General features: G+C 70.9%; 14 protein-coding genes and 2 pseudogenes. 8 read left to right on the top strand and 8 right to left on the bottom strand.

Features of this window, described 5'->3' with window-relative positions; all coding sequences use genetic code 11:
- The 3 genes from ACFT7S_RS28930 to ACFT7S_RS28920 are packed head-to-tail and all read left to right on the top strand — an operon-like array spanning position 1 to position 2,570.
- Positions 1-531, top strand: coding sequence for a nuclear transport factor 2 family protein (locus tag ACFT7S_RS28930; protein WP_382736851.1), 531 nt, complete (start codon positions 1-3; stop codon positions 529-531).
- Between the two features lie 40 nt (positions 532-571).
- Positions 572-1,291 (top strand): hypothetical protein, encoded by a 720-nt coding sequence (locus ACFT7S_RS28925; RefSeq protein ID WP_382736849.1) that lies wholly within the window; start codon positions 572-574, stop codon positions 1,289-1,291.
- Between the two features lie 22 nt (positions 1,292-1,313).
- Positions 1,314-2,570 carry a lytic transglycosylase domain-containing protein gene (locus tag ACFT7S_RS28920; protein ID WP_382736847.1) on the top strand — a complete coding sequence of 419 codons (1,257 nt, stop codon included), beginning with the start codon at positions 1,314-1,316 and terminating at the stop codon, positions 2,568-2,570.
- Here ACFT7S_RS28920 and ACFT7S_RS28915 read toward each other — a convergent pair.
- Positions 2,559-3,620 (bottom strand): ATP-dependent DNA ligase, encoded by a 1,062-nt coding sequence (locus ACFT7S_RS28915; RefSeq protein WP_382736845.1) that lies wholly within the window; start codon positions 3,618-3,620, stop codon positions 2,559-2,561. The genes ACFT7S_RS28920 and ACFT7S_RS28915 overlap by 12 nt on opposite strands.
- A gap of 77 nt (positions 3,621-3,697) precedes the next feature.
- Between ACFT7S_RS28915 and ligD the strand changes: the two genes are divergently transcribed.
- Positions 3,698-4,723: a non-homologous end-joining DNA ligase gene (ligD, locus tag ACFT7S_RS28910; RefSeq protein WP_382736843.1), complete on the top strand. Its 1,026-nt coding sequence runs from the start codon at positions 3,698-3,700 to the stop codon at positions 4,721-4,723.
- Between the two features lie 73 nt (positions 4,724-4,796).
- Here the strand turns inward: ligD and ACFT7S_RS28905 are convergent, their stop codons facing one another.
- A complete protein-coding gene (locus tag ACFT7S_RS28905) occupies positions 4,797-7,028 on the bottom strand; it encodes an OmpL47-type beta-barrel domain-containing protein (protein ID WP_382736841.1) in 2,232 nt (743 codons plus the stop codon).
- Positions 7,025-9,457 carry a ThuA domain-containing protein gene (locus ACFT7S_RS28900; RefSeq protein ID WP_382736839.1) on the bottom strand — a complete coding sequence of 811 codons (2,433 nt, stop codon included), beginning with the start codon at positions 9,455-9,457 and terminating at the stop codon, positions 7,025-7,027. Before ACFT7S_RS28900 ends, ACFT7S_RS28905 begins: the two co-directional genes overlap by 4 nt.
- Before the next feature lie 270 nt (positions 9,458-9,727).
- On the opposite strand from ACFT7S_RS28900, the gene ACFT7S_RS28895 reads away from it, so the two are divergent.
- A complete protein-coding gene (locus ACFT7S_RS28895) occupies positions 9,728-10,750 on the top strand; it encodes a multicopper oxidase domain-containing protein (protein WP_382736837.1) in 1,023 nt (340 codons plus the stop codon).
- A 47-nt stretch (positions 10,751-10,797) separates the two neighbouring features.
- Here ACFT7S_RS28895 and ACFT7S_RS28890 read toward each other — a convergent pair whose 3' ends face one another.
- Complete coding sequence (locus ACFT7S_RS28890) at positions 10,798-12,981, bottom strand: DEAD/DEAH box helicase (protein WP_382736835.1); 2,184 nt, start codon at positions 12,979-12,981, stop codon at positions 10,798-10,800.
- A gap of 215 nt (positions 12,982-13,196) precedes the next feature.
- Here ACFT7S_RS28890 and ACFT7S_RS28885 point away from each other — a divergent pair, with 215 nt between their 5' ends.
- Both ACFT7S_RS28885 and ACFT7S_RS28880 read left to right on the top strand, forming a co-directional pair.
- Positions 13,197-13,991 carry a VOC family protein gene (locus ACFT7S_RS28885; protein WP_382736834.1) on the top strand — a complete coding sequence of 265 codons (795 nt, stop codon included), beginning with the start codon at positions 13,197-13,199 and terminating at the stop codon, positions 13,989-13,991.
- Positions 13,992-14,062: 71 nt separating this feature from the next.
- Complete coding sequence (locus ACFT7S_RS28880; RefSeq protein ID WP_382736832.1) at positions 14,063-14,317, top strand: WhiB family transcriptional regulator; 255 nt, start codon at positions 14,063-14,065, stop codon at positions 14,315-14,317.
- Positions 14,318-14,342: 25 nt separating this feature from the next.
- Here ACFT7S_RS28880 and ACFT7S_RS28875 read toward each other — a convergent pair.
- Positions 14,343-15,069 (bottom strand): annotated as a pseudogene (locus ACFT7S_RS28875) (chitosanase).
- A 74-nt stretch (positions 15,070-15,143) separates the two neighbouring features.
- Between ACFT7S_RS28875 and ACFT7S_RS28870 the strand changes: the two are divergent.
- On the top strand, positions 15,144-18,542 hold the full coding sequence (locus ACFT7S_RS28870) for a hypothetical protein (RefSeq protein WP_382736830.1): 3,399 nt from the start codon (positions 15,144-15,146) through the stop codon (positions 18,540-18,542).
- A gap of 73 nt (positions 18,543-18,615) precedes the next feature.
- Here the strand turns inward: ACFT7S_RS28870 and ACFT7S_RS28865 are convergent, their stop codons facing one another.
- From ACFT7S_RS28865 to ACFT7S_RS28855, 3 genes and pseudogenes are all read right to left on the bottom strand, one after another.
- Positions 18,616-19,590 carry an acyl-ACP desaturase gene (locus ACFT7S_RS28865; protein ID WP_382736828.1) on the bottom strand — a complete coding sequence of 325 codons (975 nt, stop codon included), beginning with the start codon at positions 19,588-19,590 and terminating at the stop codon, positions 18,616-18,618.
- Between the two features lie 116 nt (positions 19,591-19,706).
- Positions 19,707-20,183 (bottom strand): annotated as a pseudogene (locus ACFT7S_RS28860) (N(G),N(G)-dimethylarginine dimethylaminohydrolase); the annotation flags it as partial.
- Positions 20,184-20,266: 83 nt separating this feature from the next.
- The gene (locus ACFT7S_RS28855; RefSeq protein ID WP_382736826.1) at positions 20,267-20,683 is read right to left on the bottom strand and encodes an SsgA family sporulation/cell division regulator; all 417 of its coding nucleotides are present in this window, start codon (positions 20,681-20,683) and stop codon (positions 20,267-20,269) included.
- Positions 20,684-20,863: the final 180 nt, after the last annotated feature.

Below are 20,863 nucleotides of genomic sequence, written 5' to 3'. Positions count from 1 at the left end.
ATGGCACGGGTACGGACGACGCGCAATCCGCTGCTGGTGGCGGCGATCGTGCTGACGGTCGCGGCGGCAGGCGCGGCAGGCTGGGGCGGCTTGTCCCGGTACGACGCGGACCACGACGACTCGTCGGCGTACGCGCAGGCCCGCGACGACGTGCTGGCCGCGGGCGAGCAGGCCGTGCAGAACATGAACACGCTCGACCATCAGAAAGTGGAGCAGGGCCTGGACAGCTGGGAGGACTCCACCACGGGAGATCTGCACCAGCAACTCGTCGAGGGCCGGGACGCGTTCGTGAAGCAGATCGAGTCGGCCAAGACGGTCAGCACGGCCACGGTCCTGTCCGGCGCGGTGACCGAACTCGACGACCGGTCGGGCAAGGCCGCGGTGATGGTGGCGCTGCGGGTCACCGTGACCGCACCGAAGGGTGAGCCCGCAGTGAAGGAGAGCAGGATGCTCGGGCAGCTCACCCGGACGTCCGGGGGGTGGAAGCTCAGCGCCCTCGGCCAGGCGCCCGTCGGCAACACGGCTGGCTGACGCACCCGACTCCCGCCCCGCCATCGAGAGGACCCCGGACATGTCGACGACACGTCACCTCGTCAACCGTCAGCGCCGCCTGGCCACCGCGGCCGCCGAACGCAGCACCACCGCGACCACCACCACCGCGACCCCCACGGAGCCGGAACCCGAGACCCTGGAGGACGCCGGGACCGAAGCCGAGGCGGAGGATGCGGCGCAGGACGAGGCGCCACCGGAGCCACAGCGGAAGCTGCGCCCACCCGCGTTCCGGGTCCGGCTGCCCGCCGTCCTGTGCGTCCTCACCGTGGTGTTCGGCGCTTTCGCCGCCTGGACCTTCACCTCGGCCGACCGGCTGCGCGACGACCCGTCGCGGCAGAACACCGCGCTCACCGACATCGGCCGCACCAGCGAGGTGAAGGGCCAGATCACCGAAGCGGTCGGCGCCGTCTTCTCGTACAACTACGCCTCGCCAGCCAAGTCCCGGCAGGCCGCGAAGACTTACCTGGTCGGCAAGGCCGTGGGCCAGCACGAGGAGATGCTCGCCGAGGTACGGGCGCAGGCGCCGAAACAGAAGCTCGTGCTCACCACGACCGTCACGGAGAGCGGTGTCGAACTGCTCGACGGCGACCGCGCCCGGCTGCTGGTCTTCGCCGACCAGAGCAACACCCGTACGGGCAAGGCGGACGAGACCACGTACGCGGCGGCCATGTTCGCTGTGGACGCCGTTCGACGCGGGGACAACTGGCGGATCTCCGCCATCGATACGTTCACACAGTGATCCGGGGGAGAGGAGAGCACGCATGAGGATCAACGGCACAATGCGCCGCGGACTCACCGGTACGGCCACCGCCGTCGCCGCGATGGCCGCGCTCACCGCGTCCCAGGCACCGGGGTTCACCGGTCAGCCGCTGAACGAGGAGAAGGCCGCCGCCCAGGACGACGTGGTCTGGTCCCAGGTGCCCAACGACGACTCGTATCACACCGAGTTGCCACCGCTGAAGACGCCGGAGCCGCCCAGGGGCGGTGCGAAGCCCCGTCCCTTGGACGTCCGGGCCCGAGCCGAGGCGGGCATCCCGGCGACGGTCCTTGCCGCCTACCGCACGGCGGAGGGCGCGCTCGGGCGCAGCGACCCCGGCTGCAACCTGCCGTGGCAGCTGCTCGCGGCGATCGGCAAGGTGGAGTCCGGGCAGGCACGCGGAGGCCGGGTCGATTCCGGCGGCACCACCCTCGGCAGCATCCTCGGCCCGGTGCTCAACGGCGTGGGGTTCGCGAACATCAGCGACACCGACGACGGCGCCTACGACGGCGACGCACAGTACGACCGGGCCGTCGGGCCGATGCAGTTCATCCCCTCCACCTGGGCGCACTGGGGGAAGGACGGCAACCGCGACGGGCGCCGCGACCCCAACAACATCTACGACGCCGCGCTCGCGGCCGGGCACTACCTCTGCGCCGGAACGCGGAACCTGAACGCGCGGGGCGATCTGGACCTGGCGATCCTCAGCTACAACCACTCGGACACGTATCTGCGTACGGTGCTGTCCTGGCTGGAGTTCTACCGTAAGGGCACCCACCCGGTCGCCGACGGCGAGGGCGTCATTCCCCGGAGCCCCGGCGCGGGCGGCACGAACGAGCCCAAGGCCCCGGTCGGCGGCTCCGGCGGCCCCGGAAAGCCCGGAAGCGGAAGTACCGGAAGTCCCGGCGAGGGAGGCGGCGGCATCGTCGTCGGACCGCAGCCCACCAGCCCGCCACCGTTGCCCACGCCCCCCGACCCCAGCAGGCCGCCGAGCCCGAGCCCCGACCCGACGGACACCGGCCCCACGGACCCCGGTCCCGACCCGACGGACACCGGATCTCCGAGCCCCGACCCCACACCCACGGACCCGACGACGCCACCGACCACACCGCCGACGTCACCGGACCCGGACCCGAGCACCAGCGACCCGGCCTGCCCCACGGACTCCCCGTCCCCCGATCCGTCCGACACCACGGCCCCCGGGACCGGCACGGAGACGGCAACACCGGACCCCTGCGGCACGGCCGCGTCAGCCGCCTGACAGCACCTCGGACAGGTCGTACCGCACCACTTCCTCCAGCTGCGCGTACGTGCAGCCGGCGGGAGTGCGGTCCGGCCGCCACCGGCGGAACTGGGTGGTGTGCCGGAAGCGGTCGCCTTCCATGTGGTCGTAGGCGACCTCGCAGACCCGCTCCGGACGCAGCGCCACCCACGACTGGTCCTTCTTTCCCGACCAGCGGCTCGGCGTGCCCGGCAGCCGGGCCCCCTCGTGCGCCGCCGCGTCCGCCCAGGCCGCCCACGGATGATCCTCGACGCCGCTGCGCAGCGGCTCCAGCTCCTCCGCGAGCTCCGCGCGCCGCGCCATCGAGAAGGCGGCACACGCACCGACATGCTGGAGGACGCCCTCGGAGTCGTACAGGCCCAGCAGCAGCGAGCCGACGACCGGGCCGCTCTTGTGGACGCGGTAGCCCGCCACCACGCAGTCGGCGGTCCGTTCGTGCTTGATCTTGTACATCGCGCGGATGTCGGGCCGGTAGGGCAGATCGAGCGGCTTCGCGACGACACCGTCGAGCCCGGCGCCCTCGAAGTGCTCGAACCACTCCTGCGCGGTCGCCAGGTCCGTGGTGGCAGGCGCGAGATATACCGGCGCCGAGGCATCGGAGAGCGCCACCTCCAGCACCGACCGCCGGTCGGCCAGAGGGGCGGAGAGCAGGGACGTGTCGTTCGCCGCGAGGACGTCGAAGGCGACGAAGGCTGCCGGAGTCTGCTCGGCCAGCATCCGCACCCGCGAGTCGGCCGGGTGGATGCGCTCGCTGAGCCGGTCGAAGTCGAGCCGCCCGTCGTGGATGACGACGATCTCCCCGTCGAGCACACAGCGGGGCGGCAGATTGTCCCGCAGTGCGACGACCAGCTCGGGAAAGTAGCGGGTGAGCGGCTTGCCGGTCCGGCTGCCGATCACCACCTCGTCGCCGTCCCGGTGCACGATCGCCCGGAAGCCGTCCCACTTGGCCTCGTAGTGCATTCCGGGCGGGATCGCCGACACGGACTTGGCGAGCATCGGTTTCACGGGCGGCATCACCGGAAGGTCCATGCGCCCGATTGTTGCCCATACCTCCCTGAACGTCTCCCGATGTGCGGCATAGGTGAGCCCGGCCTACTGTGGCCGACATGGGAGCAGCGGTGGAGCTGGACGCAGGCGGACGGCCGGTACGACTGTCCAACCCCGACAAGGTCTACTTTCCGGACAAGGGCTATACGAAGCGGGACGTGGCCGAGTACTTCCTCGCGGTGGGGGGCGGAATCACCCGTGCCCTGCGCGACCGGCCGACCACCCTTCAGCGCTTCGTGGACGGAGTCACCGGCGAGTTCTTCTACCAGAAGCGGGCGCCGAAGAACCTCCCCGACTGGATTCCGACCGCACGCATCGCCTTCCCCAGCGGGCGGTCCGCCGACGAGATCTGCCCCACCGAGATCGCCGCCGTCCTCTGGGCGGCCAACCTCGGCACGCTCACCTTCCACCCCTGGCCGGTACGGAGCGCCGATACCGACCACCCCGACGAGCTGCGCATCGACCTCGACCCGCAGCCCGGCACGGACTACGCGGACGCGGTCACCGCCGCCCACGAACTGCGCTCCGTCCTCGACGAGCACGGGCTGCGCGGCTGGCCCAAGACCTCCGGCGGGCGCGGCATCCATGTCTTCGTGCCGATCGAACCCCGCTGGACCTTCACCGAGGTCCGCCGCGCCACCATCGCCATCGGCCGCGACCTGGCCCGGCGCATGCCGGACCGCGTCACCACCGCCTGGTGGAAGGAGGAGCGCGGCGAGCGCATCTTCGTCGACTACAACCAGACGGCCCGTGACCGTACGATCGCCTCCGCCTACTCCGTACGCCCCTTCCCGCACGCCCCGGTCTCCGCACCGCTGCGCTGGGAGGAGATCGACGACGTCGAGCCGCGCGACTTCGACATCAGGACCATGCCCACGCGGTACGCGGAACTCGGCGACGTCCACGCCGACATGGAGAACCACACCTTCGGCCTGGAACGGGTGCTGGAACTCGCGGAGCGGGACGAGCGGGACCGGAGCCTGGGCGACATGCCCTACCCGCCGGAGTACCCCAAGATGCCCGGCGAACCGAAGCGCGTCCAGCCCAGCCGCGCCCGGCACGACGAGGACGACGCCAAGGCGTGAGCGGCGCGCACGACGGAGGCCGTGGCCACATGCCCGAGCATGTGGCCACGGCCTCCTGACACGGTGTCGCGGGCTACAGCTCCTTGATACGGATGTCGCGGTACGAGACCACGTCCGTGGTGCCGTGCACCTGGAGCCCGACATATCCGGAGGCGAACCGCCGGCCGTCGGTGCCCGGGTCGTCGCCGCGCGGAGGCTCGAAGAGCTGACCACCGGTGTTCTCGAACTCGTTGATCAGCACACCGTTGCGGTAGATCGAGTAGTGCTGGTCCACCACCCGGATCTCGTAGTCGTTCCAGGTCCCCTTGGGAGTGACCCCGGCGCCGCCGAGACCCACCCGGTCGAACCCGTAGAGCGAGCCCGTCTTGTACATGTCGCCGTCCGGCCGGTCGTTGATCTGCACCTCATGGCCGTACTTGATGGCGACCCACTCCGGACGCGACTCCTCCGGGTTGTCGTGGACGTACGGGAACCGCACGAACACACCGCTGTTGGCGTTGCCCGTACCCGGTGCGTCGTCCCGCCACTGGAGCTTCAGCGAGAAGTCCCCGTACTGCCTGCCCGGGAACCACAGCATGCCCATGCCGGGGACCGTCGTCGAGCTGGTGATGGTGCCGTCCGCGTTGAGCCCGAACCTGCCGCCGCCCACCTGCTCCCACTTGGCCAGCGACGCGGCCGTGCCGTCGAACAGCTTCCGGTAGCCCTCGACCTGGCCCGGCCTGCCGATGCCGGACTGCTTAGCCGCCCGGTAGATCGTGCGGTGCTCGCGGGCGTCGATCACCCCGGCGGCCAGGAGCTTGTCGAGGACCGTGTCCACGTGCTTGAGGAACAGCGCGTGCGAGGACCAGTCCTTCTCGTCCTCGATCAGCTCGTTGATCGTGCACCGGTTGCCGGTGACACGGTTCGGGACGCCGCTGTCGACCGTGCCGACGATGACCGTCAGCCGCTCGTCGAACTCCGGGCAGTTCGGCGCCGGAACGCCGCCGCCCTCGGCGACCGTGAACGACACCTGCTTCGCCTCGGAGGTGTTGCCTGCCTTGTCCGTCGCCCGGTGGGCGAAGGTGTGGGAGCCGATCCGGTCGACGAGCACCGGGGCGGTGTAGGTCAGGTACGGGCCGCCGTCGAGGGAGTACTCGATCCTGTCCACCCCGGAGTCGGCGTCGGTCGCGGTGACCGTCGCCTTCGCGCTGGTGATGAAGGCGCCGTCCGAGTTCTTCTCGCCCGTCAGCGCCACCGTCGTCTCCGGCGGTGTCGCGTCCTGCGTGGGCGGCTCGACGACGGTGAAGTCGACGGCCTTCTCCGCGGCCGCGTTGCCCGCCTTGTCGGTGGCCCGGTAGCGGACCTTGTGCGCGCCGACCTCATGCACCATCACCGGCGCGGTGTACGGCTGCCAGGCGCCGGCCGTCCCGATCGCGTACTCGATGGTGTTGACGCCGGACCCGGTGTCGGACGCCGTCACGGTGACGGTGGCCATCCCCAGGTACGCGCCCTGGGCGTCCTTCTCGCCCGATACGGTCGCCGAGGTCTCCGGCGGCGTCGCATCGTCCGTGGGCGGCGCGGCCACGCTGAAGTCGACGGCCTTCTCCGCCGCCACGTTGCCTGCCTTGTCGGTGGCCCGGTAGCGGATCGAGTGACTGCCGACCTGGTTCACCACGACGGGCGTGGTGTACGGCTGCCAGGCGCCGTCAGCACCGACCGCGTACTCGACGGTGTCGACGCCCGAACCGGCGTCGGTCGCCGCCACGCTGACGGCGGCCTGGCCGATGTACGCGCCGTCGGCGTTCCTGTCACCGTCCACCTTCGCCGAGGTCTCCGGCGCTGTGGTGTCCTCGCCGGTGCCCTCGGTCACGGTGAGAATGCCCTGCATCGACCCGTGACCGGGAATGGTGCAGTGGTAGAAGTACCGGCCGGGGCTGAGCGTGACCTGCACGCTGTGCTTTCCGCCCTCGCTGTCGCTCGGGTTGGCGAGGATGTTCAGCGGGACGTCGTTGTTGAACTCCGGGTCCGAGACGCTGAACGTCAGCGTGTGCGGCATGCCCGTCGTGTTGCCGGTCGCCGCGCTGTTCTCGAACACGATGGTCGCGGCGCCGGCCACCGCCGTTCTGGGCGCGGACAGATAGCGGTCGATGGGGTCGCCCGCGGTCCAGCTGAGCACCTGGTCCGCTGCCGCCGCCTCCCGGTCGTCCTCCCGGCCGTACGCGGCAGTGGAGGTGAGCCCGAGGATCAGCAGGAACGAGGCCAGCAGGGCCGGCCACAGCCGGGCGGGCCGGTACCGGAGCCGTGCGAAGCGGGGACGGTGTCTCACTGAACTTCCGCCTTCCTGGCCAGATCGGCGGCGGCCGGGGTCGGCCCCCCGCCCTTGTACGTCACGCGCCACAGCGCGGACTTGGGGTCCGAGGTGAAGAAGCCCCGCCCGTAGTCCAGGACGTAGAGCGAACCGTCCGGGGCGAACTTCCAGTCCATGAGGTTGCGGATGCCGTCGGCCCCCACCGGGATGATCTTCTTCAGGGACTCGGCGTGCGTGGGCAGTCCGCCCTGACCGACCGTCTTCGGGTCGGTGAGCACCGCGTGCCGGGGCTGGTCGCCGTCGTAGAAGTCACCGACGAACCACTTGCCGTCCCAGTACGAGGGCCACTTGTCGGCGCTCGTGCTCGCCGCGTCGTACCGGTACACCGGGCCGTTCATCGTGGCCTGGCCGCCGCCCTTGAGCCACGGCAGAAGCTGCTTCTGCTCCTCGGTCTTGTAGCTCGGGATGCCGTTGGCGTCGCGCGGGTAGTCGATGCCGCCGCCCTGCGGGGAGTACCAGATGGTGTTGGAGGTGACGGGCGGCAGCTTCACCAGTCCGTCGTTGTTCGGCGACTCGTTCCTGGGCGCGTCGCAGTTGTACCAGCCGAGCGGTACGGACGGGTCGGCCAGGCCGCGGTCCCGGTAGGGCTGCTTGTTGCCCATGCAGTACGGCCAGCCGTGGTTGCCCGCCTTGGTGATCGCGGCGAAGGTGTCGTACTTGGCGGGCCCCCAGGTGGTGCTGGGTGCGCCCGCGTCGGGGCCGACCCAGCCCGCGTACAGCGTGTCGGTCGACGGGTCGACGGAGATCCTGGCCGGGTTGCGCACACCCATCACATAGATCTCGCCGCGGGTCTTGCCGCCGCCCTCGTCAGGCTCCTCGCCGGTGAAGAGATTGCCCTCGGGCAGGGTGTACGTACCGTCGGCCTCGGGGTGGATCCGCAGGATCTTCCCATTGAGGTTGTTGGTGTTGCCCGAGGTGCGCCGGGCGTCGGCGTACGACACGCCCTTGTAGTTCGGCGCCGGGTTGTTCCCCGAGTAACCACCGCTGGAACCGGACGAGTTGTTGTCACCCGTCGCGATGTACAGGTTGCCCTTGGAGTCCCAGGCCATGCCGCCGCCCGCGTGGCAGCAGCTGTGGATCTGGACCGGCCACTGGAGCAGCACCTTCTCGGAGGCCGTGTCCAGCTTTTTCGTGGCCGGGTCGAAGGTGAAGCGGGAGACCTGGCGTACCGCCATCCGCTTGTCGCGGTCGATCTTCGCGTGGGGGGTGTAGTGCAGATACACCCAGCCGTTCTTCGCGAAGTCCGGGTCGAGTTCGATCCCGAGGAGGCCCTCCTCGACCTTGACCGTCTCGTCGCCGCCGCCCTTGTTGCCGAAGACGGTCAGCGCTCCCGCGAGGGTGACCTTCTTGGTCGCGGGGTCGTAGACGTGGATCTCGCCCTGACCCTTGCCGATGTCCGGGTCGTTCCAGTCGATGACGACCGGCCGGCTGCTGTCGGCGCCGCCGCGGCCGATGTAGAAGACCCGGCCGTCGGGGGCGGTGACCAGTCCGTGCGGCTCACCGATCTGGTCGTTCTGGCCCGGCTGGTTGGGCTGGGTGACCCGCTCGGCCTTGTAGTTGGCGTTGATCGTGGCCTTGCAGTCGGCCTGCGAGATGCGGGAGGTCCAGGCGAGCGCGCCGCGCAGATGGTCGCGGAAGTCCGTCTCGGCGAAGCTGTCGACGGTGCCGCCCATGCTCGTGTAGAAGGAACGGCCGCCGTCGTAGTCGCGGCACCAGGAGACCGGGTGGTCCCAGCCGTTGGCGCTCGCGCCCGGCTTGTAGGTGCTCTCGCGGACGCGGGCCACGGTGTGCACGTCACCGGACGGATTCTTCGTCCAGTTCAGCCACTTGTCGGGCCGCTTCCACTCCAGCGGAAGACTCTTGGTCGCCGGGTGCTGCCGGTCGCCGATCTCGACCGTCGCACGCTGCGCGGTGGTGGGGCTGCCGGCGGCGGGCCGGGCCCCGACAAGTCCGGTGAACCAGTCCGAGTACGGCTCGGTGCGCGCCGCGTCGTGGATGCCGAGGAACCCTCCGCCCGCCTCCATGTACGACTCCAGACCGGCCTCCTGCTCCGGGTCGAGGACATCGCCGCTGGTCAGGAAGACGACCGCGTTGTACCGGCCGAGCTGCCGCTCATCGGTGAAGACACCGGCGTCATCGGTGGCGACGGTCCTGAAGCGGCCGGCGGTCGGGCCGCTCAGCCCGATCTTCTCGATCGCCGCGATACCCGCGTCGACAGTCGGTGACTCCTCGCCCGCCGAGGCGTGGAAGACCAGCACCCTGACATTGGCGCCGCCGGGCGGCGACGGAAGAGACAACGTTGTCGCCCGGTCCATCGGCTCCGGATAGGGTCCGGCGCTCGCGGCACCGCCTCCGAGCAGGGAAGCGGTCAGTGCGCCGGCCGCCACGGCCGCCGCGATACCTCGTCGTGATCTGGACCGGTGATGTGGTGTGCGCTGCATGTGGTCACCCACCCCTCTTTGGTCACTGCAACAGCGCATGAAGCTAGACCTCTTTTCGTGACTCGCCAAGAGCTATGGCAGCAATGGCACGAACTTTGTCCTGGGTGTGGATAAACGGAGATCCCGCGGCTACCGTATGGGCCGTCCAGGGGGCACCTCTGCCCCTGTCCGTCTCCGAAAGCCCGTCAGTTGCCCTTTCGTAGTGGGGAGTTCGACATGGACCGAAGGACCTTCAACCGGCGCATGCTGGCGGGCGGTGCGGCTGCCGCGGCAACGGGGGTGACATCGTTGTCGCTCGGTGCGGTCGAGGCCAGCTCGGCGGAGACCCCGCCCAGGACCGCCCCGGCGGGAGGTGAGGTGCGGCGGCTGAAGATGTACGCCGAGAAGATGCCGGACGGCTCGCTCGGGTACGGCTTCGAGAAGGGCAAGGCGTCGGTCCCCGGGCCGCTCATCGAACTCAACGAGGGCGACACCCTGCACATCGAGTTCGAGAACACCACGGACGTCGACGCCAGCCTCCATGTCCACGGCGTCGACTACGACATCGCCAGCGACGGCACCCGGTTGAACAAGAGCCATGTCGAACCGGGCGGCACCCGCACCTACACCTGGCGCACCCACGCCCCGGGCCGCCGGAAGGACGGCACCTGGCGGGCGGGCAGTGCCGGGTACTGGCACTACCACGACCACGTCGTGGGAACGGATCATGGCACCGGCGGCATCCGCAAGGGCCTTTACGGTCCCCTGGTCGTCCGGCGCAGGGGCGACATCCTCCCGGACAAGACGCTCACGATCGTCTTCAACGACATGACGATCAACAACAAGGCGGCGCACGAGAGCCCGAACTTCGAGGCCACGGTGGGCGACCGGGTCGAGGTCGTGATGATCACGCACGGCGAGTACTACCACACGTTCCACATCCACGGTCATCGCTGGGCGGACAACAGAACCGGGCTGCTCACCGGGCCCGACGACCCCAGCCGGGTGATCGACACGAAGATCTGCGGGCCCGCCGACTCCTTCGGCTTCCAGTTCATCGCGGGCGAGCAGGTGGGTGCGGGGGCCTGGATGTACCACTGCCACGTCCAGAGCCACTCCGACATGGGCATGGCCGGACTGCTGCTGGTCGCGAAGACTGACGGCACGATCCCGGGCTACGAACCGCACCATGTAGCCGGAGCCGAAAAGGCCGCCGAGGCCGAGGAGGACACCGACAGCGGGGAGGCACACCAGCACTAGGCCCTGTCGGCCTAGGGCCTGTCCGGCGGATCAGGCCCCAGCCCCGGTCAGCCCTCCGCGGCCAGCCGCCGCTGTTCCTCCTCGACGATGCGCCGGGCGAGCGACCCGTCCGACACATCGACGGCATCGGGCGTCGCCTCGGCGACATCGCTGCGCCGTGCGTACGCGTCGAAGAGCCGGTCCTTGCGCGCGAGGATGTCCAGCATCCGCTGGTCGACGCTGTCCGTCGCCAGGAGCCGGTGCACCTGGACCGTGCGTATCTGCCCCATGCGATGGGCGCGGGCCACGGCCTGGTGCTCCATCGTCGGTTTGATCTGCGGTTCGCACAGGATGACCACCGAGGCCGCCTGCATGTTCAGCCCGACGCCCCCGGCCTGGATCTGGCTGAGCAGGACCGCATGCCCCTCTGCCGCGCCGAACGCGTCGACCAGGTCCTGACGGCGGGCGGCCGGCAGACTCCCGGAGACCGGCCCGAACACGCCCTTGCCCAGGGCCTCCTGGACCGTGGCCAGCACCTCGCGGAAGTAGGAGAACACGACCACCTTGAGCCCGTTGCTCTCCGCCTCCGCGACCAGCTCGCACAGCCGGCTCAGCTTTGCGGAGGTGTCCGGCCGTGCGTACGCGGCGCGGCGCATCCGCATGAACTGCCCGGAACTCACGGCCTCGCGGTAGGCGTCGAGATCGGCCGCGCTGAACTCCTCCCACTCGTCGACGCGGACCAGCGCGGGGAGTTCGCTCAGCACGTCCACCTGGTTGCGCCGCAGATAGGCGGGGGCGACCGCTCTGCGGAAGGCGTGCGAACCGGCGGCGCCGTGGGTCGTGGAGACGGCAGGGGCCAGTTCGGGCCGGAGCTGGCGGACGAGGCTGCGGAACTCCTCGACCCGGTTCTCCATCGGAGTGCCGGTCAGATACAGGACCCGCTCGGTGCGCTCCGCCCAGCCGGCCACGCTCCGGGCGCGGCGGGTCGCCGGATTCTTCACGAAGTGGGCCTCGTCCACCACCAGCATGCCCGGCCGCACCGCACCGGCCCACGCGTCCGGCAGGGTGTGCAGGGCGTCGAACGTGGTGAGGGCGACCCCGCCGCTCCCGCACCACTCGGTGAACGCCTCGCGCCGCTCCGGACCGTGCACCGGGAGCGCGCGCAGCGTGGAGCGGGCACGGATCTCCCGCGTCCAGTTGATCAGCACGCTTGCCGGGCACACCACCAGGAAGTGGGTCTCGCCCCGCGCGGAGAGATGGGCGAGCGCCGCGATGGCCTGGACGGTCTTACCGAGTCCCATCTCGTCGCCGAGGATCACCCGCTTCTGCGCCAGGGCGAACCGCGCGCCGAACGACTGGTAACCGCGCAACGAGACCCGCAGGTGCGCATCGTCGAGCCGCAGCCCGCGCACCCGGTCCGCGATCCCGGTCGGGAGAAAGCCCTCGGCGGCGTCCCGGTCGGGTCCCGTGCCCGACATCTCGGCCAGCAGGCTGTAGTACTCGGCGGACCGCAGCTCGAAGTCGACCCAGGCTCCGGGCGCGGACTCCGGTGCCCGCAGCAGGTCGACCGACACCTGCCCGAACAGCAGCGGCACGTCCCGTTGGTCCGCCTCGGCCACGACGGTCCGTACGGAGAGGGCCGCGGCCAGCACCTGTTCCCGGGCCGCCCGGCCGGTGAACAGCATGCGCAGCCGGCCCGCGGCCGGTCCGGCCGTGGTCAGCAGGGGCTCCAGCCGTGCGAGGAGCCCGCGTGCGGCGTCGCAGGCCCGCCGGACGTCGGGCCCCGCCTCGACCAGCCGGTTCAGGGCCACCACCAGCGCGGTCGTCGGCTGGTCGGGAGCGTCCACGTCTATGCGTACCGAGACTGTGTCACGGACGGCGTGCGCGATCTGGCGTGCCGCGGCCAGCGCCTGGTCGGCGGTCTGCGCCCCCACGCCGGGGATCTGCCGGAGCTCGTAACGGCTCGCCGTGTGCACCTGGCCGACCGTCGCGTAACCGGCCTCCTCGACCGCACCGATCCGCAGGCGCCCCTCGGTCACGTCCTTGAGCCGCGACACGGGGATGGCCGCCAACTCCTGGCTGACCAGGCTGTCCAGCAGCGGATCGAGTGAGCCGCGGACGGCATCGAGGGCCCGGCCGCGATCGGCCAGCACCGCGCGGGCCGTCTCCAGCAACCGCTCCGCGCGGCCGAACAACTCCCGGGCGGCTCGTCCCGTGGGCGCCTCGGTAGGCGTCGCCCCGGCCTCAGTCATGTACGTCCCTCTGTCCCACAGCCCTGCCCTCAAGCCCTGCCCTCACCGTGGCACTCACTCACCCGCCCGGCCGGTGCTCATGGTCCCACGGCCCCAGTCCGCCCCGGCCGTGCCGGCCTGCGGTTGTCAGTGCCCGGTGCAAGACTCGGTCGTGCGGGGAATTTCCCCGCGCCACGAGACGAGCGAGACAGCCGGGCTCGCTGAAGGGGCACACCATGCTCAACCCCAGCTTTGTCACCGGAGTCCCCAACTGGATCGACCTGGGCACGCCCGACCTGGCCGGGGCCACCGCGTTCTACCGCGGCCTGTTCGGCTGGGAGCTGGTGCCCGGTGGCCCCGAGACCGGTGAGTACGGGATGTACACGCTGAACGGGGATGCGGCCGCGGGTGTGATGACCGTGCCGGAGGACCAGGCGAAGCCCTCCTGGTCGGTCTACTTCCAGACGCCCGACGCGGACGCCACCGCCAAGACCGTGGCCCAGGCCGGGGGCAATGTGCTCTTCGAGCCGATGGACGTCCTGGAATTCGGGCGGATGGCCGGCTTCACGGACAACGAGGGGGCGTACTTCGGTGTCTGGCAGCCGGGAACCAACCGCGGCCTGGCCGTCATTCAGGAACCGGGCTCCCTGCTCTGGTCGGAGCTGCACACCCCCGACGTGCCGGCGGCCGTCGCGTTCTTCCAGACGCTCTTCGGCTGGGAAGCCGACGAGACAAGCTTCCCCGGCGGCTCCTACACCACGGTGAGACCGGCGGGCGGCAGCCCGGAGTCGGCCTTCGGCGGGCTCGTCCACCTGGGCGATGTGCGGGCCGAGGCCGACCGGGGCCCGCACTGGCTGCCGTACTTCACGGTGGAGGACTGCGATGCCGCGTCGGCGGAGTCCGAGCGGCTGGGCGGCAGTGTGACGGTGGCGCCCCAGGACATCGAGGGCGTGGGCAGGATCGCCCATCTCGCCGACCCGTTCGGCGCGGCGTTCGCCGTGATCAAGCCCGCACCGATGCCGCACGACTGAGCACGTCTGCGGTGCGCCGTATTGACGGGTCGTTGATCGGTTGTTTATCGGCACCCGGCACTGTGGTCACCATGCTGATCAACACCATCACCGACGACGCGATCGCCTGGCGGGAGACGGCGCTCTGCGCGCAGGCGGGACCCGAATTCTTCTTCCCTGCTCCGGGCAGCTCGACGCGCGAGGCCAAGCAGTTGTGCAACGCCTGCGAGGGCCGGGTCGCCTGCCTGGAGTACGCACTCGCCAACGACGAGCGGTTCGGCGTCTGGGGCGGGCTCTCCGAGAAGGAGCGGGACCGGATGCGCAGAGGAACGCGCGACCAGGGCTGACCGCCCGGGTGCCGCACCCGCCGGTTCAGGACGGAATGCGGAAGGTCTCGCCGTACGTCTGCCACACCAGAGGCGCCCGCAGGTCCAGATTGCCGTCGCGCAGGAACACCCGCTGCGCTGCGTCGATCCGTGAGGTGTCGCGCTGGGTCTTCCTCGCCTGGATCACCGACCTGCCCGCGTCCAGGAAGGCATCGAGATACGCGGTCTCGTCGCCGCCCTCGGCCGCCGTGTCGGCCGCCTCCATCGCCGCGTCGCGGATTCCGTAGAAGCCCGTCGCCTCGATTCCGGGGCCGTGCAGGACCATCGCGTCGTAGTAGATGAACTGCCCCAGCGTGCCGAGCCCGTTCGTCGAGTCCTTCACCGAGGAGCATCCGGACAATCCGAAGCTGAAGCATGTCGTTCGTCCCGGAACAGAAGCCGATGATGCCCGCCGTGTAGCCGGTGCCGTCCCCGACGTCCTCGATGGTGCCGTACTGGCTGCGCCAGTCCAGGGTGGAGTTCTCCGCACTGGCCACCAGCTGCGAGGCGATCTCCTTCGTCCGCGGCTTCGCGAGCCCGGCGGGCAGACCGGCTATCTCCGCGTCCTCCGCCTCCCGCTTGGCCGAGGCACTGGCGTCGCCGCCGACAGGCGTGGCCGGTGCGGGCTCCGCCGCCTGCGGCGAACCCGTGGGCAGCGACGGGTCGCCGCTGCTGCCGAACACGATGGATGCGGCGATGGCGATCGGCGCGCCGAAGAGGAAAAGACGCGTCACTGGCTTCACCCGGCACGGAGTACGGTCCGGAAACCTCTGGGGTCGGGCCACCCTCGCACGGCACAATCAGCCCCATGACCGATGCCCGGCCCGTCGCCCTCGTCTGCGCCCTGCTCGATACCGTCGACTCCCTGTCGTATCCGCAGCGCATGCGGGAACTCGCCGCGCGCGCCCGGCGGTTCAGGGCCGACGGCGTGCTGCGGGCCGTCCTGGAGGAGCTGGAGAACGGCGGCGGACCGTACGAGCGGGGCCTCGCCGTCATCGCCGCAGCCGTCGGTCAGGACCGCGAGTGGATCGAGAGGTGTCTCGCCGACGAGGACTCCTTCGTCCGGAGTCACGCACTTCAGGTGGCCCGCAGTCTCGGCGTACCGGACACGGCGTACGAGAGGGCACTGGCCGACGCGCCCACGGCCGTACGCCGCCGGCTGATGCGGGCGATCGTCGCCGACGGCCGCACCGGGCTCGCCGACCGGCTGATCGACGGGGTACGCGAGACCTGGGGCGACGCCGAGGCGGCGCGCCTGCTGCCGGGTTGCTCCACCGGCACCGTGAGCCGGCTGCTGCCCGACCTCTTCCGTTCGGTCGGCGGCTGGACCGCGCTGGGCCGCCGCCACCCCGGCCCGCTCCTGGACGCCGCCGAACAGGACCTCGCCGCACAGCCCGAGGCGCTGCGCGACGACTGGTGGCGGTGGTACGGACACGACCGCGCGGTCGCCGCCGCCGCGCCCCGGCTTCCGCACCGCGTCCTCGACCTGCTCGAACGCCACGGACCTTCCACCGTGCCCGTGGGCCTCCACGGCAGCCTCGGGCCCCTCGCGACAGCCGACCCCGCCCGGCTCCTCCGGCTCCTCGTCGCCTCCGGCGGCCTCGACGCGCTCGCGGTCTCGCGCAGCGGCGCTCTCGGCCACACGGTGCTGCACCGACTCGCCAGGCAGGCGCCCGAGGGCCTGGTCGTCGCACTCGCCCGGACCCTGGCCGGTCACGGCGACGTCCTGAACAGGCTGCTCCTCGCCCTGCCTCCGGCCCGGCGCGCCGCCTTCCACGAGGCGGTCGTCGAAGGCCGGGGCGAGAGCGACACCGTGGACGCCCCACTGCTCGATGCGATGCCCCGCAGCCATGTGGCGCACCTGGCGCGGCGGATGGCGGACCGCGCCCGGGACCGCGGAGAGCACTGGAGCAGCGTGCTGCTCGCCGAGTCGTATCTGCCGCCCGCCGAGGTGCGCGAGCGGCTGCTGACCGCCACCCGCCGGCCGGCCGCCGCGGACCGCGCCGAAGCCTGGCCGCTGCTGATCCGCAACGCCGGGCGCTCGGGCGACCCGTCCGTCGTCGCCACCGTCCTCGACGACATGCTGCGCCTGCGCAACGAGCAGGACCCGGTCCGGTCCGCCGCGCTCCGCGCCCTGCTCGGCACGGCGCCCGCCCTCTTCACCGACGAGGTGGAACCGCTGCTCGACCGCATCACCACCGATGCCGTCGAGGCCCCCGACTCCTCCCCGCACACCCGGTCCACGCTGAGCTCCCTCGCGCTCGGCATCCTGCGCGAACACACGGCCACCGGGCAGCGCGCACTCGTCAACTGGGCGCTGCGCACGCTCGTCAGGCTGTCCGGGAGCACCGGCCACGCCGACCTCGGCCGGCTCGACCGCACGCTGCGGCGCGGCCAGGAGCACACCGTCTTCGAGGCGCTGCGGCCGTGGCTGGAGGCGGGGAGCGACAAGTCCGACTACGGGCTCGTGTTCGCGCTCACCCGGGCCGTCGGCCGGCGCGCCGCCGCCATGCCGGAGCTCCAGGAACTGCTGTGGCAGGCGGTCCGCTACGGAAACAACAGCGCCGCCCGGACCGCGATCGGCCTCTGGCTGCAACCGGCCGCCGACCGGGACGAGCGGGTGGAACGCGTCCTCGCCCGGGAGCCGTCCGCCGCCGTACTGCCGGACATCATCGCGCTGCTCACCGGCCGCCGCACCGATTTGCTCGACCCGTACCTCGCCGAAAGTCCGCCGTACGGGCGCTTCCTTACCCACGGGACCTCCTGGACACCACCGGTGGAGCACAGCGCGCGTTGGGTGCCCCGTCAGCAACTGGCCGCCGCCCACACCCTGGCGCGGGCCGCCCGGGACGAGAAACTGCCCCTCTACGCACGGGCCGCGGCCATCACCGACCTGGCCCGTATCCCCGGGCACGGCGTCGACGCGATACGGGAGTGGACCGCGTCCACCGACGTGGTGCTCGCCGAGGCGGCCCTCGCCGCACTCGCCCGGACGGACGCGCCGGCCGACGCACTGCCCGAACTGCTCGCCCACACCGGCGACGACCGCGCCCGCGTCGCTGTGTACGCCGCGAGCCGCGCCGCGCTCCACACCCGCCCCGCCACGCTGGGCGCACTGCTGCGGGACCGCACCGCGCCCGGCACCGGCAAGGTGACCAGCCGCAAGGAGATGGTCAGGCTCGCCGCGACCCGGCTGCCGGTGGACCAGGCCGCACAGGTGCTCGCCGAGGCGTACGCGACGGCGGACCAGCATCCGGACGTGCGGGCGGCGTGCGTGGCGTTCGGTACGGATCTGCTCGGCGACGAGCGGATGTGGGAGGTGATGACGGACGCGGCACGCGGTGGCCGCGCCCTGCGCACCGCCGTACTGCGGGCACATCCGGCGCAGCTGCCCGAGGCCCACCGTCCCCGCTACGCGCGGCTGGTGCAGGAGGTGTGCGCCACCGACGACGAGGAGCTTGCCGCCCTCGCCCACCACACCCTGGCCCGCTGGGTGCCCTGGGCGCCCGGGGCCTGCGACGTATTCGTGGCCGCGGTCATCGGTCTGGACCGGCGCGGGGCCTGGCAGTCGGCCGCCGACGCACTGGTGGGCGCCGCCTTGAGCACGCCGGAGGCGGCACTCGCCCTGAACCGGACGCTGCTGGCCCTGGCCGTCAACGACACCGCCGACGAGGCGGGCAGCGAACGGGACCGCCCGGCCAGACAACGGGTCGTGCACACGGTCCGGTCGCTCACCGCACGTTCGACGCCCCGGCACTACACCGCCCGCCCCGTGCTCGCCGCCGCGGGCACCCTCCTCGCCGCGCACCGGGACTTCGTACCGCAGGCCGTCGAACTGCTCGTGCACGCCGTCGATCCGGACCCGGAGTCCGGGCCGGGCGCGCTGCACACCGAGCTGGCCCGGCTGGCCGTGCTCCACGAAGGGCGGCCGGTGCTCGCCTCCCGCACGGCCAGGACACTCGGCGAGCGGATCAGCTCCGGCAACCGGCCGGCGAGCGGGGACACCGACGGACTGCTTACCGTCGCCGCCCGGCTCACGGAGAGCGGCGGCTGCGCCGAGGGGCTCTTCGCGGCGGCGATCACCGCGGCCGCCGGACGGCGCACCGCCTGGACGGGACCCTGGCGCACCCAGCTGAGACTGCTGCGCCAGCACCCGGTCGCCGATGTGCGGGACGCGGCGTACGCACAGGTGACGGCAACGGAGTGAGGGCGCCGGGCATACGCCCGGCGCCCTGACTCACAGGACCTCACTCACAGGACCTGACTCACATGGATCTGCCTCACGCCTTGCCGCGTGCAACCATCCGCGCCTTGCGGGCGGCCAGCTTCTCGTCGAACTTCGACGCCTCGCTGTCCAGGCCGCTCATGTACATACCGAGCTCTTCCTGCGCCTTGAGGCCCTCCGGGCCGAGCCCGTCGATGTCGAGGACCTTCAGGTAGCGCAGCACCGGCTGGATGACGTCGTCGTGGTGGATGCGCATGTTGTAGATCTCGCCGATCGCCATCTGCGCGGCGGCCCGCTCGAAGCCCGGCATGCCGTGTCCGGGCATCCGGAAGTTGACCACGACGTCGCGCACGGACTGCATCGTCAGATCGGGGGCGAGCTCGAAGGCCGCGCCCAGCAGATTCCGGTAGAAGACCATGTGCAGGTTCTCGTCGGTCGCGATCCGCGCGAGCATCCGGTCACAGACCGGGTCGCCCGACTGGTGGCCGGTGTTGCGGTGCGAGACGCGCGTCGCCAGCTCCTGGAACGCGACGTACGCGACGGAGTGCAGCATCGAGTGGCGGTTGTCGGACTCGAAGCCCTCCGCCATGTGCACCATCCGGAACTGCTCCAGCTTGTCCGGGTCGACGGCACGCGAGGTGAGGAGGTAGTCGCGCATCACGATGCCGTGCCGGCCCTCTTCGGCGGTCCAGCGGTGCACCCAGGTGCCCCAGGCGCCGTCGCGGCCGAAGAGGGAAGCGATCTCGTGGTGGTAGCTGGGGAGGTTGTCCTCGGTCAGCAGGTTGACGACGAGGGCGATCTTGCCGATGTCGGTGACCTTGGACTGCTCGGCCTCCCACGCCTGGCCGTCCTCGAAGATGCCGGGGAAGTTGCGCCCGTCGGAGAACGGGACGTACTCGTGCGGCATCCAGTCCTTGGCGACCTTGAGATGGCGGTTGAGTTCCTTCTCCACCACCTCTTCCAGTGCGTACAGCAGCTGGGCGTCTGTCCACGCCTTCGAACTGCCGAGATGGGGAGAGGTGATCGTCACGGGGGCTCCTGGGGACGGGAGAATTACCTACGGCTTCGTAGGTTACGTGACCGTAGGTTAAAGCGAGGGTAAGGCCCCGGCCAAGCCCGTCCCCGGCTGTGCCCGATTACGCCCCGTTATGTGTGCAGGTCACGGACGCATACGGAGAGACAAGTCACGCAGCCTTCGAGCTTCTCGTACTCGCTGATGTCCACCACAACGGGTTCGAAACCGGGGCTCCGAGAACAGCTCGGCGGACTTGGGCGCGCTCGCGGCCATCAACAGTTTTCCGCGGCTGAGCAGCACCATGTGCGCGCCCGCCTCCTCCGGAACCGGCAGGAAGCGACCGAAGGGCTCGTCGACCAGGGGCGGATATCCGATGACCGTGCCGTCCGGAAGCGCCGTCACCGCGGACTTGAGGTGTGCCACCTTGCTGATCGGTACGGCTACGACACGGGCTCCCAGCGGTTCGAAGGCGGCCCGGAGCTGCCGTACCCCCTCCGCGTTCGTCCGGCCGCCCCGCCCGACGTGGATCCGGTCTCGCCCCTGCGGGACTCCGCCCCGGACCGGGCGATCAGGGCGACGTTCCGGAACATCACCACCGTGTCATGTAGCGCTCCGCCGTACACCGTCACGCCGCCTGCCGACCCCGGCAGCGCAGCACAACGCCCCGCCCCGTGACGGGCGGTCGGGAGAGTCAGCAGGACCCACCCAGCAGATCGGTCAGATTCCGGTCGAGGTCCAGGAAGCGGTGCTCGTCACCGACCGGTACCAACTCCTGTGCACGCTCCAGGAACCGGCGCAGTTCCGCGGTCCGCACATGCACCATCGCGACACCTTCGGCGGCATGGAATTCCAGGACCGTCCGCTCGTAGCCGAAGGGCCGCACCCGTACGTCGCCGATGCCGGCCGGGGCGTCCACGCCCGTCGTCAGCAGTTCGCGCGAGAACTCCCAGGAGACCTCCGTCCCCTCCAGAGTCGCAGGGGCCGGGAACGCCATGCGTACGGCGAACGGGTTCTTGCGGTCGTACTGCAAGGTGGCGGGCAGGGTCTCCATCCGCGGAGCGGATGCGACCATGCGGGCCTGTACGGACTGCTCGATAACGCTGGACAAGACCTGCTCCCTCTCGCGCGCGGTGAACGGTTCCCGGCATTGGAGTAGACGACGGAACTCCCTCTTTCGTGCACTGGGGTGCGGCGTGAGCTGCGTCACCGCATGCATCACCTCCGCGTGTGCCCACTTCCGGGTGTGCACGCTGGACGGCCCGCCGCCCGTGGGTTAGCTTCCAGCGCC

The organism is Streptomyces sp. NPDC057136, from assembly GCF_042670885.1.
In the GTDB taxonomy this organism is placed as follows: Bacteria; Actinomycetota; Actinomycetes; order Streptomycetales; family Streptomycetaceae; genus Streptomyces.
The sequence above is the reverse complement of the archived record's forward strand: the minus strand, read 5'-3'. Positions and strand labels throughout refer to the sequence as shown.

Bases quoted from the DNA above. Each gene is read 5' to 3' on its own strand.
- ACFT7S_RS28930 (WP_382736851.1), top strand. From the start codon at position 1: ATGGCACGGGTACGGACGACGCGCAATCCGCTGCTGGTGGCGGCGATC.
- ACFT7S_RS28925 (WP_382736849.1), top strand. From the start codon at position 572: ATGTCGACGACACGTCACCTCGTCAACCGTCAGCGCCGCCTGGCCACC.
- ACFT7S_RS28920 (WP_382736847.1), top strand. From the start codon at position 1,314: ATGAGGATCAACGGCACAATGCGCCGCGGACTCACCGGTACGGCCACC.
- ACFT7S_RS28915 (WP_382736845.1), bottom strand. From the start codon at position 3,620: ATGGACCTTCCGGTGATGCCGCCCGTGAAACCGATGCTCGCCAAGTCC.
- ligD (WP_382736843.1), top strand. From the start codon at position 3,698: ATGGGAGCAGCGGTGGAGCTGGACGCAGGCGGACGGCCGGTACGACTG.
- ACFT7S_RS28895 (WP_382736837.1), top strand. From the start codon at position 9,728: ATGGACCGAAGGACCTTCAACCGGCGCATGCTGGCGGGCGGTGCGGCT.
- ACFT7S_RS28890 (WP_382736835.1), bottom strand. From the start codon at position 12,981: ATGACTGAGGCCGGGGCGACGCCTACCGAGGCGCCCACGGGACGAGCC.
- ACFT7S_RS28885 (WP_382736834.1), top strand. From the start codon at position 13,197: ATGCTCAACCCCAGCTTTGTCACCGGAGTCCCCAACTGGATCGACCTG.
- ACFT7S_RS28880 (WP_382736832.1), top strand. From the start codon at position 14,063: ATGCTGATCAACACCATCACCGACGACGCGATCGCCTGGCGGGAGACG.
- ACFT7S_RS28870 (WP_382736830.1), top strand. From the start codon at position 15,144: ATGACCGATGCCCGGCCCGTCGCCCTCGTCTGCGCCCTGCTCGATACC.